This window comes from Candidatus Nitrosopumilus sp. (assembly GCF_965223225.1).
In the GTDB taxonomy this organism is placed as follows: Archaea; Thermoproteota; Nitrososphaeria; order Nitrososphaerales; family Nitrosopumilaceae; genus Nitrosopumilus.
Map to the genome: position 1 here is coordinate 1,165,564 of NZ_CBDCVU010000004.1, position 17,224 is coordinate 1,182,787.

At 34.6% G+C, this 17,224-nt stretch carries 20 protein-coding genes; 9 read left to right on the plus strand and 11 right to left on the minus strand.

Going from position 1 to position 17,224, the window contains the following annotated elements; all coding sequences use genetic code 11:
• Nucleotides 1-209: 209 nt before the first annotated feature.
• From ACOQN3_RS07465 to ACOQN3_RS07480, 4 genes are read right to left on the minus strand one after another with little or no spacing between them, the layout of a single operon-like run.
• Nucleotides 210-1,220, minus strand: coding sequence for an alpha/beta fold hydrolase (locus tag ACOQN3_RS07465; RefSeq protein WP_420545847.1), 1,011 nt, complete (start codon nt 1,218-1,220; stop codon nt 210-212).
• A gap of 5 nt (nt 1,221-1,225) precedes the next feature.
• The gene (locus ACOQN3_RS07470; protein WP_420545848.1) at nt 1,226-2,149 is read right to left on the minus strand and encodes an oxidoreductase; all 924 of its coding nucleotides are present in this window, start codon (nt 2,147-2,149) and stop codon (nt 1,226-1,228) included.
• Entirely contained in the window at nt 2,146-3,243 is a 1,098-nt protein-coding gene (locus ACOQN3_RS07475; protein ID WP_420545849.1) for an FAD-dependent oxidoreductase, read from the minus strand. The genes ACOQN3_RS07470 and ACOQN3_RS07475 overlap by 4 nt, the downstream gene beginning before the upstream one ends.
• A 16-nt stretch (nt 3,244-3,259) precedes the next feature.
• The gene (locus ACOQN3_RS07480; protein ID WP_420545850.1) at nt 3,260-3,817 is read right to left on the minus strand and encodes a hypothetical protein; all 558 of its coding nucleotides are present in this window, start codon (nt 3,815-3,817) and stop codon (nt 3,260-3,262) included.
• Between the two features lie 174 nt (nt 3,818-3,991).
• On the opposite strand from ACOQN3_RS07480, the gene ACOQN3_RS07485 reads away from it, so the two are divergent.
• Nucleotides 3,992-4,378, plus strand: a complete 387-nt coding sequence (locus ACOQN3_RS07485) for a hypothetical protein (RefSeq protein WP_420545851.1) — start codon at nt 3,992-3,994, stop codon at nt 4,376-4,378.
• A gap of 201 nt (nt 4,379-4,579) precedes the next feature.
• Here ACOQN3_RS07485 and ACOQN3_RS07490 read toward each other — a convergent pair whose 3' ends face one another.
• Together ACOQN3_RS07490 and ACOQN3_RS07495 are read right to left on the minus strand one after the other, a co-directional pair.
• Nucleotides 4,580-4,819 (minus strand): DUF504 domain-containing protein, encoded by a 240-nt coding sequence (locus ACOQN3_RS07490; RefSeq protein WP_420545852.1) that lies wholly within the window; start codon nt 4,817-4,819, stop codon nt 4,580-4,582.
• Nucleotides 4,820-4,974: 155 nt separating this feature from the next.
• Complete coding sequence (locus ACOQN3_RS07495; RefSeq protein ID WP_420545853.1) at nt 4,975-5,109, minus strand: hypothetical protein; 135 nt, start codon at nt 5,107-5,109, stop codon at nt 4,975-4,977.
• A 285-nt stretch (nt 5,110-5,394) separates the two neighbouring features.
• On the opposite strand from ACOQN3_RS07495, the gene ACOQN3_RS07500 reads away from it, so the two are divergent.
• Nucleotides 5,395-5,763 (plus strand): DUF6659 family protein, encoded by a 369-nt coding sequence (locus ACOQN3_RS07500; protein WP_420545854.1) that lies wholly within the window; start codon nt 5,395-5,397, stop codon nt 5,761-5,763.
• A 102-nt stretch (nt 5,764-5,865) separates the two neighbouring features.
• Here the strand turns inward: ACOQN3_RS07500 and ACOQN3_RS07505 are convergent, their stop codons facing one another.
• Nucleotides 5,866-6,714 carry a CBS domain-containing protein gene (locus ACOQN3_RS07505; RefSeq protein ID WP_420545855.1) on the minus strand — a complete coding sequence of 283 codons (849 nt, stop codon included), beginning with the start codon at nt 6,712-6,714 and terminating at the stop codon, nt 5,866-5,868.
• 550 nt (nt 6,715-7,264) lie between these two features.
• Here ACOQN3_RS07505 and ACOQN3_RS07510 point away from each other — a divergent pair.
• From ACOQN3_RS07510 to ACOQN3_RS07530, 5 genes are all read left to right on the plus strand, one after another.
• Entirely contained in the window at nt 7,265-8,719 is a 1,455-nt protein-coding gene (locus tag ACOQN3_RS07510; RefSeq protein WP_420545856.1) for a peptidase, read from the plus strand.
• 291 nt (nt 8,720-9,010) lie between these two features.
• Nucleotides 9,011-9,763, plus strand: coding sequence for a hypothetical protein (locus tag ACOQN3_RS07515; protein WP_420545857.1), 753 nt, complete (start codon nt 9,011-9,013; stop codon nt 9,761-9,763).
• A 78-nt stretch (nt 9,764-9,841) separates the two neighbouring features.
• Entirely contained in the window at nt 9,842-10,042 is a 201-nt protein-coding gene (locus tag ACOQN3_RS07520; protein ID WP_420545858.1) for a hypothetical protein, read from the plus strand.
• A 488-nt stretch (nt 10,043-10,530) separates the two neighbouring features.
• The gene (locus tag ACOQN3_RS07525; RefSeq protein WP_420545859.1) at nt 10,531-10,977 is read left to right on the plus strand and encodes a hypothetical protein; all 447 of its coding nucleotides are present in this window, start codon (nt 10,531-10,533) and stop codon (nt 10,975-10,977) included.
• A gap of 117 nt (nt 10,978-11,094) precedes the next feature.
• Complete coding sequence (locus ACOQN3_RS07530) at nt 11,095-11,652, plus strand: Hcp family type VI secretion system effector (RefSeq protein WP_420545860.1); 558 nt, start codon at nt 11,095-11,097, stop codon at nt 11,650-11,652.
• A 165-nt stretch (nt 11,653-11,817) separates the two neighbouring features.
• Here the strand turns inward: ACOQN3_RS07530 and ACOQN3_RS07535 are convergent, their stop codons facing one another.
• From ACOQN3_RS07535 to ACOQN3_RS07545, 3 genes are all read right to left on the minus strand, one after another.
• On the minus strand, nt 11,818-12,162 hold the full coding sequence (locus ACOQN3_RS07535; RefSeq protein ID WP_420545861.1) for a hypothetical protein: 345 nt from the start codon (nt 12,160-12,162) through the stop codon (nt 11,818-11,820).
• Between the two features lie 195 nt (nt 12,163-12,357).
• A complete protein-coding gene (locus ACOQN3_RS07540; protein ID WP_420545862.1) occupies nt 12,358-12,759 on the minus strand; it encodes a hypothetical protein in 402 nt (133 codons plus the stop codon).
• A 658-nt stretch (nt 12,760-13,417) separates the two neighbouring features.
• Nucleotides 13,418-13,999: a DUF99 family protein gene (locus ACOQN3_RS07545; RefSeq protein WP_420545863.1), complete on the minus strand. Its 582-nt coding sequence runs from the start codon at nt 13,997-13,999 to the stop codon at nt 13,418-13,420.
• Nucleotides 14,000-14,226: 227 nt separating this feature from the next.
• Here ACOQN3_RS07545 and ACOQN3_RS07550 point away from each other — a divergent pair, with 227 nt between their 5' ends.
• Entirely contained in the window at nt 14,227-14,874 is a 648-nt protein-coding gene (locus tag ACOQN3_RS07550; protein ID WP_420545864.1) for a hypothetical protein, read from the plus strand.
• A 30-nt stretch (nt 14,875-14,904) separates the two neighbouring features.
• Here the strand turns inward: ACOQN3_RS07550 and ACOQN3_RS07555 are convergent, their stop codons facing one another.
• Nucleotides 14,905-15,237 (minus strand): ArsR family transcriptional regulator, encoded by a 333-nt coding sequence (locus ACOQN3_RS07555; protein ID WP_420545865.1) that lies wholly within the window; start codon nt 15,235-15,237, stop codon nt 14,905-14,907.
• Between the two features lie 203 nt (nt 15,238-15,440).
• On the opposite strand from ACOQN3_RS07555, the gene ACOQN3_RS07560 reads away from it, so the two are divergent.
• Nucleotides 15,441-17,171, plus strand: a complete 1,731-nt coding sequence (locus tag ACOQN3_RS07560) for a hypothetical protein (protein WP_420545866.1) — start codon at nt 15,441-15,443, stop codon at nt 17,169-17,171.
• Nucleotides 17,172-17,224: the final 53 nt, after the last annotated feature.

Consider the following 17,224-nt stretch of genomic DNA (forward strand, 5'->3'; position numbering starts at 1 on the left):
CACAAACAAATTCATTCTAAAAAATTTAGATAATCTTGTAATTAATTGATGAAACAAAAACATACAGAAACGTGGGCCAAAACAGGTTTGAACCCGTGACAAGAGAATTATTGTTGAAATCTACCATTAGTTATTTTTACTGTTGAGTTCAAATCTCGGCAACGGTACAGGATATGTGGATAAGAGATGTTATTAAAAATTTGAATTTGTTATTTTTCTTCAATCAAAGGAATCAAGCTAAGAATGTGCTCTGCAGTTTTTTCATTTTGTATAATACTCATATGATCTGTTCCTTCTACAACCACATGTCTGCCATCACTTGACAAGGATGCCAAATCCTTGTGAAAAGACTTGATGGCATCTCTAATTTCTTGTTCGGATGGTCCAGTTTTTGGGAAAAAAGATGCATCATGATCAGATGCAGAAAGTGAGATTATTGGCAAGTCCTCTCTGAAATAGTGTGCTTCCTTTCCCTGTTCAAAAGAAGTTTGAAGGCTGACAATTTCAGACTTCATTGTGGCGTATAACGGAGTCCACCTATCAAAATAAGCATACATCCCTTGTATGTTCATGTCGCTTTCAGACTCGGAATCCTCTGAGATAAGAGATGTCAGACTGACAATTCCAAGTTTGCTGACAAGTTCTATCAACCAGAAACTTGACAACAGGTCGTCATTTTGTTTGTACACTGCGTCACTGAATTCTTTTCCAAAGTAGTCATATTGATTGTAGTGACTAGAGTCGATGAATGCAATTCCCGCAACTTGCTCCTCATGCTCTGCACTGTAAATCAAGCTTACAATTCCTCCAAGGGAATGTCCTGCCAAGATTATTGGACCATCAATTTTGGCAATTTGTAATAGACGATACAACTCATCAGACATGTTGTTGGCATCTGCAGGATTGCCATTTGATTCACTCCAACCAGTTCCTGCACGATCATAACTGCATGTACGTACTGTTTCAGACAAATTCGCCTGAAGATTATAGTATAGTGGACTCTGAGTTCCTGCCCCCGTTATGATAATTATTATTGGAGCAGAATCATTTTCCGGACCTGTACAATAAAGGTGCATGTCAGTGCCCTCAACTGAATAGATCTTTCCAGGAGGTTCCATCATAGGTACGCTGTGATATGCAATTTGTCCTGCAGCAAGAAAACCTCCTACCAGAATGACGATAGATATACCAAAATATTTTAAAATTCTTTTGGTTTTCATTTTTCTTATCCAAAGTCATATCTAACTTTTGTCAGTTTTTCTGAAATATTCCAAAGTTCTTTGGCATTTTTCAGATCATATGATGCATCATTGGATTTTACTTTTACTGGATGTCCTCTCCATTCTTGAAATCCTCCCGGTCCAAAATAATCTCCTCCTTTGACAAGAGGATCAACTGAGGCTCTTATTTCAGGCAATACCCCCATTGAAGTGCTCTGAGACATTATTAAATTTGATATTCCCATTCCAATTTTATACAGTAATTTCTTGCTGACATGCTTTGCCAGGTTACTCTTTGCTACTCCGGGATGTGCTGCAACTGCAATACAATCAACATGAAATTTCTCAAACCTTCTTTGCAACTCATAAGTGAATAAGAGATTGGAAAGTTTTGTATTTCCATATGCTTTCATTATGGAATAATTTCCTTTTTCAAACATAAAGTTGTCAAAATCCATTTTACCAAACTTGTGTCCCAAACTACTTACATTAACAACTCTTGATCCTTTTGTGTTTTTTAAACAGTTCAACAACAAACCAGTGAGTGCAAAATGTCCTAGGTGGTTCGTGCCCATCTGTATTTCAAACCCATCCTTGGTTTTCTTGTATGGGCACACGATTCCAGCATTATTCAAAAGAACGTCTAGGTTGTCGTGTTGCTCATCAAACTTCGCTGCAAATGAGCGAATTGATTCTAAATCCGCTAAATCAAGACTCATGATGTTGATTTGTGCATTTGGATGTTCTTCTTGTATTTTCTTTTTTGCAGACTCTCCACTATCTTCATCACGACAGGCAAGAATGGTTTGAGATCCTTTTGCTGAAAAAGATTTCACTGCCTCAAAACCAAGACCACTGTTGCCTCCAGTCACAATTATTGTTCTTCCGGATAAATCTGGAATGTCATCAAAGCTCCATTTTTGCTTCATTTTATTTTTTTATCCCAGTCTACTTTGTATCCATAAATTTCATCAAATCCTTTTGTACTTAATTTTATCATGAAAGGCGATATTGCATTTCTAACTATTTTTCCTATTGGGTTTGTGGTAGTGAACATTCCTCCAGAGCGTCTTGCCATAGATATCATCTTCTCTACCCTGTCTTTTCTCAATTGTTGGTATTTGGAAAATGCATCTTGTATGTCATATATGTCTCTCAAACATTTTGCCAAGACTACTGCATCCTCAATTGCCATCGTGGCACCCTGTCCTGCATGTGGAGATATTGCATGAGCTGCATCGCCAATAAGGCACACATGACCCTTGTGCCACGTAGGCAAATGGGGGATATTGTAAATCGGCAGGTACAGTAAAGTCTCTTTGGTCATCTCTATAGATTTTCTTACTGTCAGGTGTTCATCTTTAAGAAGGAAAAGTAATTTTTTCTTCCATTCATCCCAAGATACTTTGGTTCTGTTTTTCACTGAATCTTCAGGATACGGAACATACGTCCACCATAACTTCCTTCCTAATTTTTCAAAAAGATTTCCAAAGTGCAAGTTTTTACCAAATGTCATGTGGTACGTATTTGGTGCCAAGGATGTCTGCATCAAATCATCAATTATTCCTCCAACCAGAACGGTTCCTGTGTATGTTGGACTTGGAAAGTCAGGCATCATCAAAGTGCGGGTCTTGGAATGTATTCCATCGCAGCCAATCAGCAAATCCCCTTTAGTTTCTGTCCCATCTTCAAAATAGGCAGTTATTCCTTGTCCTTTTTCAGATTCTATTTTTTTCAGTTTTTTGCCCCATTCTATTTTGATATTTTCTATGCAAAGATTCCCATATTCTTGTGGTAAATGTTTCATGCACTCATTGATTATATTCTCGATAATTTTTTCTTCATTGTTATCATCTTTGTTTTGTATTTTATCGTACCATGACATTAATTCTTGAATTCCTTCCAAGTTTTCAAATGTGGGATTAAGTTCTGAAAAAAGTTCAGTGAAAACAGGTTCTAAATTTTGTTTTATTTTAATAGCAATCCTATCTTGATTATTGGAGGAATTTTCCTTCTCTAGCATCAGATTTTCTCCTGATTCATTTTTCGATTCCTCCTCTGATTTCTATTTCGATATTCTCTGAATTTTCCTTTCGAGATTCATCATTTTTTTCATGGTATTTTGAATTTTTATTTTTATTTGATTTGAGGTAGAAATAGGTAAATCCAATTATGGTAATGGCAATCATTATGACAACACCGACATAATACAAATCATCTGTAGTTTGTTGTCTGAAATTTTCTTCTTTAGGGGGTAGCTCTTCTTCAGATATTACAATTGTAGGAATTATTGAGTCATCGATTCCTAATTTAGTCACACAGTCCAATGATCTTTGCCAATCTTGACCTATTTTTTCCTCCTTGATTGCAGATTCAAAATAAGATTGTGCCGCAGCAGCACCATCAGACAAAGTTATCTTATCGATTGTAGTTTGAAAGTTTTCAGTATATGTCTGATAGTAGCTTAGTTCTATATCAATTTCATTGGAACAAACCCATTGTCCTTGTTGATTAAACATTCCGTAAACTTGATCGATGTTAATTAGTAAAACTGAAAACAATAGCAGAAAAATTTTAGATTTGTTATTTTTTATCATATAATCTAAAACGTATCAAAACTGATTAGATTTTCGGTTGTAATTTAAACTGAAAATCAAGGCAGAATCCAAATAGATTTGGAACAACTAAATACCATCTTAAATAAACATTTTACTATTTTGTCAACAAAAATATTTTTTGTATTCTAATTTTTTTTCTAATCAACAAACACAATGCAAAAATTAGAAAAGATTAGGCCTGAAAGTCAATTTTGTATCAAAGTTTTGAATATTGATTCAAACATACGATTTGTCGGAATATTGTGTAAATGTGGACGATTAAAAGCATATTACAGAAAAAAAGAGATGATTCCAAGACTGAGTTTACAAGAAACCAAATTAGTGCAGCGCCAAGCTCTGTTAAAAGCCAAGATGAATCATGTCTTTGACAAGAAACTCGGCAAAACAACATGGTCCATAGAGTTAAGGGATGGTGTAAAATGGATTACAGTTTATTTTAATAAAGATCTCATATTATTGTCTACGGAAATTTCATCTGATCATAATAAGATAATAGAAAAAATCCTTTCAACATTACAAGCATCTCATCTGCCGTACTAGGAGATTAAAACAAATTTTTTTCCAAATATATTCAACATAATTGTGGATCCTCACGGGTAGTATTATTTGGGGAATCTGAAGAAAATAATACATGATTTCTCTAGGATTATGAAAACTTGAAATTATTTTTTAGTTTTTAATCCTGAATCAAATTCTAATTCTTTAATCATGTCACTACAAGATTTAACGACACTTGAAGAATTATTTTTCATTGTTTTTATTTTCTTTTCGGTATTTTTCAAATAAAACCTCATTATTTTTTGTAATCTTCTCAATTCTGCTAATTGGAATAGTTTCAAAGTTTTCAGATACTTTGATGAACTCTGGCAAAGTTACCTCTATAATTTTTTCAAAATCCCTATAGAAGATCTTGTATGTTTCTGCTGGAGTACCAAATCTTGCCCTGCTAAAAATTTCATTGATTTGTCCTTTTTTTGTCACAATTTCATTTCATAATATTATATTAATATCCATTCTAACATGATAAATTTTTCTTTCTTTTTCAAATAACTAAGTTTTCAAAGATTTTTTACTTTTCAAATTTTTATTTTGTAAGTTGAATAATGTACTATTGATATTTTTTTATGTATAACTTTTCATTCCCATTTCATTTTATACGATGTGATGATGATTGGGTCTGATTTTCTCAGTCCCCATTCATTTTGATTATGGCTATTATTTTCAGAAATTGACAAATTATCCCAATCAAAATCAACTTTTACAGATTCCATGATTTTTCATTTTGAATTTAATACTTAATTTACAGGTGACACTGCAATCAAATTTTCTACCCGAAAGGGTATGACATCACTGAATTCAAACCAGTGTTTACAAGAGTATTAGGTGTGCAAGCCTATCTACATCCATTTTTATCCCCAATTTGGTATCTGAATCCTCGTGGACCCATTTTTGTATCCAAATAAGTGATTGAGCCTAGGATAACTTGAACCTAGGATAAGACAAGATATCACTATTCACAACAGAAATTTAATATGAAATGACTACCTTAACAGTTTATGAATTTTGATAAATTTTATGACGAGATCATGAATATTGATCAGACAATTCGATACGCAGCTGTTCAAAATATCGATGGTGAATCAATTTGTGGCCATGTTAGAGAAGGAACCACACCATATCTTAGTGATGAGGAAATTAAGATGATGCATTATTATGCAGGGCAGAGATGGGATACACGAAAAAGGATTGCACATAAAATAGGAAATGCAAAATATGCGATGGCCGAATATGATAAAATAAAGCGATTTACATTTCCGATGGATGAGGAACATCTGCTAATGATAACCACTGAAATCACCTCAGAATCCTCAAACATTATTCCAAAGGTTCTTGAATTAATAAAAAACATACAAAATAATATGTGACTCATTAGAAGATATCAACAGTTTCCTATTTGAAATTTGATCAAAAAACAATTTGTTATTTTAGAATTGAAAATTCAGATTCAAACAAAGTAATTTTTGATGTTATTTTAAAAAAGCCAGAGCTTTTACAATATCGGTCTTGCTGATGATTCCCACAATGGTGTCATGTTTAGACAAGACTCCTGCACCGTTGATATTTTTCTTTAACAATATTTTGCCTGCTTTTGCCAAATCATCATCATAATTTACAGAAATAACATCAGTACTCATTACATCATCAGCTTTTACACTTGCACCAAATCCAGATTCTGAAATGAAGCCTTTTCTTGGAAAAATTACAGAAATTACAGGATCAGAATTGTCAAGAACATCTTCATAATTTCCCTGCTTTAGCGCCAATTCAAACAAGTCTCGAAAAGTGACAACTCCAACAGGCACTTCATCATGATTTCGAAGTATTATTCTAGATATTTTCTCATCAATCATTTTTAGAACAATTTTGTATAGCGGAGCATCGGAATATTGCCAGGCATAATATGGAGACATGTACTCTCCAACTATTTTTTCACCATAATGCATTTTAGCAAAATATCTCACAAGATCAGTCTTTGTTAAAATTCCAACTACCTCATCGTTTGATGTAATGACCAAAGAACCAATGGATTTTGTTAGCATAATTTCGGCACATTCTGCCATACTTGTATTTTCATCAACAGAAATTATTTTTTTAACAATTGCAGACAGTGGGATTTCATCTAATTTCCTTTCAGTATCATCAGTCAGGAGAAAAATACCCAAGTCTTTTTCAGTTACAATACCTGTAATTTTGTCATTTTCTGTGACTAGGAGCCTACTCTTTTTTTCATCAATTATCTTTTTTAAAACATCAGCAAGACTGGATTCATGTTTTATTTTTCTGGGGGCATTTTTGTAATCTAATGCGTGTTTCATAATTTTACAAATTCTACTAATTATAAAAAACACAAGACAATTACCATGTTTGGTTTTCATTTGATGCCTGGTGAGTTGTTACTTGGAAGCAATACGATTTCTTTCTCTAATAGTTTGATTCCAAAATATTATTTTCTATTTTGGATAAGTTGGATTTGATGAAAAATTTCACATTTTATGACTGAACATAAATTAATAATTTTAATTCCTAAAATAAACATGAGAAGTCTATCTCCAATAACTGGAAACGGAAACCAAAAAGCATTGATTAACAAGATCAATTAGATTGTTGCGCAAAACAATGAGCAAAAAGAAGAGATCCGTCAAATCAAACAAAAACTATGTGTTAATGCTCATTTTAGTCATCGTAGTTAACGCATTTTTTATTTGCTGTTTTTATTTTCTCACATCAGGTCAGTAATTTGTTTGTGATTATACTAAATCAAAAAATTGAGAAAATCCATCGTGATATTTATCGATACAGTTAACTTTAGTCTAGTATCTTTTTAATTGAAATTCAAATATGAAAAATAAAATAGTGCCGATTAGTATGTTGGTTATTTTATGTAGCATTGGATTCACCAATCTTTCTTATGGTCAGGATTCTCAAATATCCGGAGGAGTTGATGTTGACGGTACCTGGTATCTGGGCGAAGGTCTAGAGGTAGGAAATTATTTTGAGTATTCTTTATGTGAAATAAATCTCAATGACTGTTCCCCTATTGAATTGAAAATGTGGATAAAAGGGGAGATACAAAATATCAGTGAAACGTTGTGGGATGCAAAAGTTGTGATTATCGATGGGGATAAAATCGCTAAAGGGTCTTGGGGTCTTGGTAAAACTACTCCGGATCCCATAGTATTTGATGAGGATCTTTTTGATTATGTCATTGCAATCAAGTCTTCATTAAATTGGCTTTCTGCTTTTGCTTCTGCAAATGAAGATGATAGACTTCATGGGCCACAAGAATTTAGATCGGGCAAATGGGGTAATATTGGTAATTTTGGGAGCGGCAGTGATGCGCCATTAATCCCACATAGAATAGAAACAATAGATTCTGTTATTGGAAATGTGGATGCCGTGGTTGTTGGCTGGTATGTTGAAACTGACAACGAAATGTGGATAGTAGATGGTTTTCCTTTTCCTGTTAAAGCATTGACGTATCCCAGGACTAATGCTGAGAACCCTCCAATACAGTATCAATTCACCTTGTTAAATTATGAGAAAAATGTGACAAATGATCCTTTCAAGGACGTAAAAGAAACAATTCAAAAAGAAGAGTTGTTGGAGTGTCCTACAAAGTTTTATGACTATGTAAGTCAACGCGATGCTACAGATACATATTCCATGATGATTCAACATAACTATTCTCCAGAATATCCAACTGAAGGCTGCAGTATTGACTGGAAAATAAATTTCGTCAGCAGGTATAATGATCGTGAAATTCTAGATCAGATTCATTACGATGTTTTGGTTTTAGATGAGCAAGGTAACAAATTGAGATCATATGCACAAGAAATCGGAGAAGAGAAACTGTTTACTGACTTTGGTAGAGTTGACCATCTCATTCCAATAAAAGAAGAAGCAGGAATTGTAAATTATTCCATATTTGTTTACGGTACAGGACCAGAAGAAGAGAAACCTGACGTGTCCATGAGTGGATCTGTTATTATTGAAATTGAGATTGAGGAAAACCCTCTACTTGAAAAATTAAATGATGATTTTATCTCGACCCCAGATATTCCTACGTGGATAAAGAACAATGCTGGATGGTGGGCAGATGGACAAATTGATGACAATGCATTTGTTCAAGGCATACAATTCCTAGTCAAAGAGGGCGTCATTCAAATTCCAGACACTGTCCAATCTACAACTGAAACCACACAAGAAATTCCTGCATGGATAAAGAACAATGCTGGATGGTGGAGTCAAGGATTGATTTCAGATGATGATTTTCTAAAGGGAATTGAGTTTATGGTTAAAAATGGAACAATCAAAATATAGACATTCAGTATTTTTCTGAAAATTCTGAACACGATATAGGAGGAATTAAGAGATGGGCCGGATGGGAATCGGTACTGTGATGTCTCCAAACACTTTAGATTTGGAATAAATTTGGAAATTCTCTTTAATATTTCAAAAACCTACAGAGAGCAAGCGCTTATTCATATCGCTTAACCGACAACCGACCGTACGTCCGCCTGACTGTACACTTGGAGTCATTTTCGCAGTCAGGTTTATTTTCAATCTAGCCTATTAAAGGAAATTTATAGAATCCCGACACTAGGATAGTGAATGCCAGAAGATAATGAAAAGTCTCTCCCAAAAGACTCTGATTCAGATTATAGCCTACCAGGCAGGCTGGAGGAGAGTAATTCAGAATATTTTGAGATACAGCCTGCCGAATCCAAATCAAAAAGCAGGACTATCTTGATACTTGCTGCTGCTTTTGTGATTGTTTCATCAGGATTCTTTTCATATTATTTTATCAACCAAGACGATATTGATTCAAGGATAATTCAGAACATGAACAGCGTTGATCCTGAGAGAAGTTTGGTAAATCAGTATGGTGTTGGGGAATATGGAAGTGATCATGCACATGCTGCAATCGCAGTTTTTGTAGACGGTGAGCAAGTAAATTTTGGCCTTCGCCAGTTCCAGCTTTCAAGCAAATACATACACTTTGAGGACCACAACCCATACATGATTCACAAACATGCAACAGGAGTTCCATTAGACATGTTGTTTACATCATTGGGATTGAAGATTACCACTGAATGTATAATGATGAGTTATGGGGAATCACCATCAAAGTCCAAAATTAACAGTTTTTGTGAGGACAAAGACAATCCTCTGTTGTTTTATCTTAATGGGGAAAAATATCGTGCAGACATTTCACAATATGTTATTGAACATGGTGACAGAATACTGATTTCCTATGGAGATACTAAATCCATTCCAAAATATCTTGCATATTTAGAATCATTAGAGATTTCGGATGTTCCTAAAAAGACTCCCCGATATTCGGAAAATGAGATATTTGTCTGACCTAGGAATGCTTTTGCTATTTGGAACTTGATTCGGTAGAGAAAATAATTAAGAAGAGGGCATCAAAAACAATACTACATGTCATATGATGAAGTATGTCCCATATGCCACAAATCACAAGAACAACACAATGCTGAAGAAAAGAACACCTGCAATTCAGAACTTGTAAAGCAAGGGATCATGAGGTATTGCAGCATATGCGGTCTAACAAAGCCTGCAAAGGGCTTGAAAGACAGGTGTGCAAAATGCGGAGAAAAGTATTCTTTTTCAAATTATTAGACAAGAATTTAAAAATCTCAAGAAGAACAAATGCACAAGATTCACCGGCTATCTACAAAATTTGTGAAAATAAAGAAGATAAGACAAAATACACGGAACAATAATTGATTCAGACAAGAGATATCAAAACAAAATGACAATAATTTGAATAATATATCAATAACTTTATAGTTAAATCAATAAATTCTTATTATTTGTCATAATAAGTCTGGGAAATCCCTTATATTTGTTAAACACTAACTAATATCAGAGAAAAATGTCTTGGGTGGTTCGATGTCCGACACATGGTAAAGTGATCACAGAATACCGATGTGAAGGAATGACACAATTGGAAAAACACAGTAAAGAGGAGAGAGTCTTCTATGAGGCTTGCTATCTTTACGAAGATCGGGATATCTGATGATGTGAATCTATTGGCTGGATCTTTTTTCTGATGATAGGCATTCTTCTCGCAATTTTATTTTCTGATTATAGATAAACCACATTATTTGAAAACTAGGACAAGCATGAGAAAGCTGCACATCATAATCATAGGGATTTTAATACCTGTTGCATTTTTTGGGATAATGACTCTCATATTGGCAGTCAACATCAGTGAGGCAAATTCCAATTCAGATAGGTGGATGATAGAGTTAGAACCTCATCTAAATCTATCAGATGGCCAGTTATTTTTCCAGATGCAAGAAGAAGACATAAAGGAATTGTATCTATATCGAGTAGTCACCTTGGAGCATTATGTTGAAACATTAGAGCATATCATCAATGTAGAGTTTGAAGAAGGATTCAACCTCAAAGACAGATTTGTATTTTTAATTGATAAGAATTCAGGATACTCAAAAGAACAGATACAAGAAATCATTACAGATGCAAACGGAATCAGAGATGCAGAATATCTCAATGACTGGTTGTTGGCGCCATTAAGGTCAGAAGGTTAATTTTCAAAACAACTAGTTTTACAATCATCATTGGCAAATTTGCTAATTTTTTAATTGTTAACAAATGTTAACAGTGTTAGCACAGAGCCTATATGCTAAGCCTCTTTGATTTTTATAATGACAATGCAAAACAAGACCAGAAATATTCTCTTAATGTCTGCCATCAGCGTTCTTGCTGCTGCGGCAATCCCACATGCTGATGCTGCAATATACATGAAGATTGGAGACATAGAAGGAGAGTCTACAGATGACAAACACATAGGATGGATAGAGCTTGATTCATTCAAATGTGGAGTTGACAACACTACGAAAAAAAAATCCGGTGAAAGAAGAGGAACTGCCGATATCAATATAGGCGTTGGAGAACTACAAGAGTGCACCATCTCAAAGAGTACAGATTCTGCCAGTGCACAGCTTGCACAATTTGCAATTAATGGAAACTCACTAGGTACTGCTGAAATCGATTTTGTCGAGGTTGCAGGGGGAAGTGAGTCAGGAGAGCCAATAACATATCTCAAATACAAACTAGACCGGGTATTTATCAAAAGCTGGAGTACCTCAGGAGATGCAGATGACAGGCCTACTAAGGAAGTAGCCTTTTACTATAACAAGATTGGATTTGCATACACTCCTCAAGGCGAAGACCGTCCAACACCAAGCAACATAATGTCATGAGATAATGTAAAGAACATTTCTTGGGATACATTTTTGGATCCAATTAGAGACGCATTTTTCCCACAAAGAAAGTAAAATAACTTCCAAGAATTTCAATTCTTTTTCTTTTTTGTATTACTAGCCATCGAAACTGCTTTAGATCATAATATCAGTGTAAAAAAAGAATCATACTTCGCCTATAACCATGTATGATATTTCTTCTATAGTACTATGTTTGCCAGCAGACCAAGTAATTTTCAGTCTTTGTTTGTTTACATAATCCCCAATTTTGAATTTCTCCAAAGAAGAAGGTCCGCCAACTGCAGGCGCAACAACAGTTTGCACTTTGATTTGTCTTAATGCCACCATCTTTGTTGGAACCTTTTTGAAATTGCCTTCAGGTCCGAGTGTCTTTTTTTCGACCACATCCCCATCAGAAGTATGCTCAATTGCATGATCATCAAACATTACTTTGATGTATCCGTTTTGTTTTGAAGGAATGACTATTCCAGACATGATTTTTAATACCATCAATTAAAAAAAAGAAAACTAGGTTTTATGTATTGCATTACGAGTTATAGATTTCAGATTCAAGATTTGAGTTTTCGTATCTCAGTGTTTTCAACTAATTCCAGTAATTCTTTGAGGATGACCCCAATTCTTGCTTCAATTGATTCAGATAGTCTCTCCCCAGTCAATGACTTTATCTTGTTGCTTTCTAGCAGGTCAGATAGCTGAATCAGGACTTTCTTTTCTGTCTGACAAATACTCAAAGTATTTTGGGTGGGATTCAGAATATACCTCCCATTTGGAATGCAGAGCATCATCATCAAAATAAAGATTCATCAAGGATGTAATTACGGATTCTTTTTTCTCCAGTTCCCCAGTTAGCTTTGTGATGATTTTTGCATTTTCGGTTTCATCCTCAAGAGGATATGCCATGTCATCAAGGACAATATGCCATTCAGCATCCAACTCTGTAATTTTTACAATAAGATCCTTTTTGATTTCCAATTGGTGCCTTTTCTTGCCATATATGTCACTGAATCTAGGCACCAAAAACATGGAAATCAATGATCCAATTGCTAACAACGCTAAGGGATAGAGAAATGACTCTTCAAAACTCATGTATGAATAACTGAATCATTACAGTTATCCTTTCTTCTCAATTACAAGCTTACCACTACATACATTAGATTCAAGATTGTCTTTTTTTTAATTTCTATTTACTTGAGATTGATAAAACAACAAAACATAGAAGACAAAAACTAGAAAAGATTTAGGAATTTTTTTCTACCGATCTGCCATTTTTCCAAACGCCACCAATCCTCATCTTTGCTCACAAGAAAAGAAGATGAATTCCTCATTTGTTTTGACAGGTTATGTTTCGTTTTGTTTGATCTAAAACTGTTTTTACAGTTTGTTGAATCATTAATTTCACACATGCAATTTTTTTCAGTATCTCCACAATAAGGACAGAAGCAAAAACAACACAGAGATGGGTTCTCACATACAACGCATTTCATCATTACTCTTCTTATCAGGATCAATTATTTTAAACAGTGTCAGATCAACCTTTACGTTTGTTGGAAAATTGCTTTCAAATTAAAAATTCATCAATAACTTAAAACAGCCTCTTTATTTTTCACAAATCATAAAGGAAATAATATGAATACCGCTCCCATTTGGCATCATAGAACTATGTGTACTGACTGCAAGAGAATAAAGTGCACAAAGGGCTGTAACTGCGATTGTCACTGGAACCCTACTGGATAAAGTCAAATACTCAAGGGAGTAATTTTTGCAAAAGCAGTGTTTTTGCAAGTAGTTGTGATACACGTATTGGTTCTGGGATGGAGCCATGCAATGTCAGTTTATCTAGCAAATTTTTCACATCATTTAGTGTGCATCCTTCTTTTCTAACATAAACATCACAAGATGTATTCAAGGTGATTTTTTCTCTTTTGCCTAGTTTTTCATACAAGGCCATTTTAGATTCATAAGAATCTGGAAAGTGGTGCCTTATGGCATCTTCAATCCCTGCAGAGTAGTGGTAAGAGATTCCAATTATAGGAACTTTTAAGATTTGATGTAATTTCTGGATATCAATTATGTTATACATTGAGACGATAAGCCCTGAAATCAAGACATAGCTGATGTCAGGTCTCTGCAGTTTATCATACATTTTCAAGATTGCCTCGGTGGCATCATCACCTTCGAGTGTCGCACTACCAAATACAAACCCGTCAATGACAAAATCTCCTCTCATCACAACCCCAGAAAAGACAGATTTTGGATGATTAGGTTTGAAGCTTTCAGCTATTGCCAGTCCTCGCAGTCCCTTTTTTTCAAGATGCAGAGTCCTCATGATAATTTATTTTAAAAAACTATGATAAATCAATGCTGGGACAAGAATCAGGTAAGAAACAATTTCAGATTCAAATAATTTTCAAATGCGTGACTGATTAGAATTGTAGAAATTCAGTACCAAATCAAGATAACAGAAATGATAAGAGATACACTTAACAGAAAACAGATAGTTTTTGTTGAAATTAAGAAAAAACTAGATTAACCTAAACACGGTAAATTAGAAAAATGGCGCAAATTCATTTTGTCGAAGCTGCAAGCCTGTTGGACTTTGCAAGATATGTATGCGCATTCAGAGAGTACCCACTTCGCGTATATTCACATGAGCTGCACGGAAAAAAAGTTCTCTCAACTAGAACAGTCTTGTCAAATTCGATTCTGGCATTTTACACCAATTATGAAAAAGGAAGATACATTGAGTACGACCCAAAAAACGGAAAAGAAACTGCCAAAGTTGTAGACGCTATCCAGTCAAATGCACAATATGCACCCATAGTTCATCTTCTGACATTACCATTTCAGGTTAGAAATTATAAAAAAATTTCGGACAAATTCAAGACATCCAAAGTTTTGGATTTAGGGAGTCTTGCAAGAATCACGTATGATCCAGAATGGCCTGATGATCCAAAGGTAACACTGTTGTGTTTTCCATATAGAAAAAAATGGATTGTAGGGTACATGTCAATGATTGAATTAGATGATACAGTATATTGTTTATATTATGTGGAATTAGATGAGGAGCCAGACAAGCCATTCATAAAATATTCAGGACACAAGGGAGAGTCAGCTCAGTTCACAGATGTTTTTCAGCATGGATTTCCATACCTTCCAATTGTTAAACTAAAAAAAGTGCATCCAGTTTTTGGTTTGAAATAAAAATTGTTGTAATTATTTTAGGAAAAGAAATTAGTTGTCGTTGAGAATCAATTCAACATCTACTTTGCCATCATCATATCTGCTGTGGATTCCTTTTATCTTGCTTTTGTAGAGAAATAATTTCTTTTTGTCCTCGGTGATTTGGCCTGAGACATGAAGTAATTTGTTGTCATGGAGCATTTGGATTCTCCTATACACGGTGCTAATTGGGATTTTGGTCTCATGTGAGATTTCCATTACTGACTTTGGGACATCCAAAATGGATTCTACTATTGTTCGACAATATTTGTCAGATAAAATTTCAAGCAGATTATCTTTTTTTTCTACTTCTTCAACTTTAAAGATTTGTTGTAATTTTTGCATACTTGTTATTAGTGAAAATCAGATATAATCACTTAGTCTACACTGTCATACATGGCAGTCTAAAACTAAAAGGAGATCTGTCATTTCCACCGAAACCACTGCAAAATTATGGGTAAACTAAAACCTGTTTTAGAAATATGAGTAAAATATGCAAACAAAACACATCTCGCATTGTATTTTAAGATCATCAAAATATACAATTCATGATTCTAAAGGCGACCTTAGCCATTTTTGCTTTATCAATTATTGCTTCATTTGCACCTGCTCATGCCCAGCACCATTCAGGTTCTTTGGCACCACCAGTAGATTTTGACGGCATGGCAGTAGCCCTGAGCTCCATACTTTCTCCAGAAGACTATACGATAGACGAGTCAGACAGTGTAAATCTCTCAATTAGATTCTTTGACAGCCTAACAAACACCAACATAGATAGTGTAACCTACAGGGTCCAGATTTTCCACGGAGAGAATCTTTTGGCAAATGAGTATTTTTTTGATGAAGACGGAGAACTGAACTTAGACATAAGGCCAACTAGCGGATGTACAGAAAAAGATTTGTGGAAATGCACAAAGTATTTCGGTGAAAAGCATCCAATTGCAGGAGGATATTATGCAAGAGGAGACTCAAGACCAACAGTTCAAGGGCCAATATTTGATCAAAGCGGCCAATACACACTCAAGGTTTCCATCGTCGGTGCCACAAATCCAAAGACAATGACTACAAGTGACTTGTACTTTGAGACATTTTTGTCAATTCCTGAAAAACAGTTATTTACAATTCAGACTGTAAACGCACAAGAATTTCCGGTGCTAATAAAATCATTTGACAATACAGTTATTGATTTTAATTTTGATGAAAAATCAAACAAGATAAGCTACAAAGCACCAGTCAATTTGGAACATCATGACCATCATACCTCATCATCATCATCTGCAAAACAATCAATATACTTAGAAAAAGACTTTGAAGCTTTCAAACTAGGACAAGACATCAACATTTTGGTAGAAGGAATCGAAGTTCAAGATGATTCATTTGTTTTTGACATAACAAAACCTGAAAAAAATATCATAAGACTAGACATACCCCATGAAGAACTGTTGGAGATACTCGACAAATCATCTACAGTCCAACAATCAGAGAAAAATACAATCAAAGTTGAAATTGTTCCAGGAGACGTTGCAGTACTAGGCAGTACGAGTTTGAACTTTGAGAACAGATACACTGCAAATGTTACATGGGAGTCAGAAATGACATGGGGTGAGAAAACACCATTTACAATATCATTTTTTGATGAAAACAACAATCCTGCAGACAACATAATGTATGCGTATAGCATTTCTGATTCATCAGGCGATGAGATATGGTCAAACATAGGAACCAGTGATTCATTTCTAGGAATTTTGGTCCCATATGGAATTCATCAAGAATCAGTTCAGATGCCATCGGATGGGGCATACCAACTAAAAATAATAATCACAGGGCAAGATGGCACAAACTTTGACCAATTTTTAGTCTCACAGGCAGAAATTAAATTGACAGAGGCAACAATAACAACAAAAACAACAACATCACCATCACCAGAAACAGCAACATCACCATCACCAGAAACAGCAACAACTGCAACACCATCAATAATTGAAAAAAAGCAAAATGAAACTCCATCAATACCATCATGGGTAAAGAATAGTGCTGGTTGGTGGGCAGAAGACATTGTAGGTGATGGCGAATTTATCAATTCAATTCAATTTCTAATCAAAGAAAAAATAATCACAGTTGCACAAACACAAGGTAGTCAAGAAAAAAATCCTCAAGGAATCCCTGCATGGATTAAAGGAAATGCAGGATGGTGGGCAGATGGACTCATTTCTGATGAGGACTTTATGCAAGGAATACAGCATTTGATTGAAACCAATGTCATTGTAATCCCGAAGTAAGAAATTTCAAAATTAAAAAAAGTCAATTTGATAGAAATTATTAAAATCTAGAA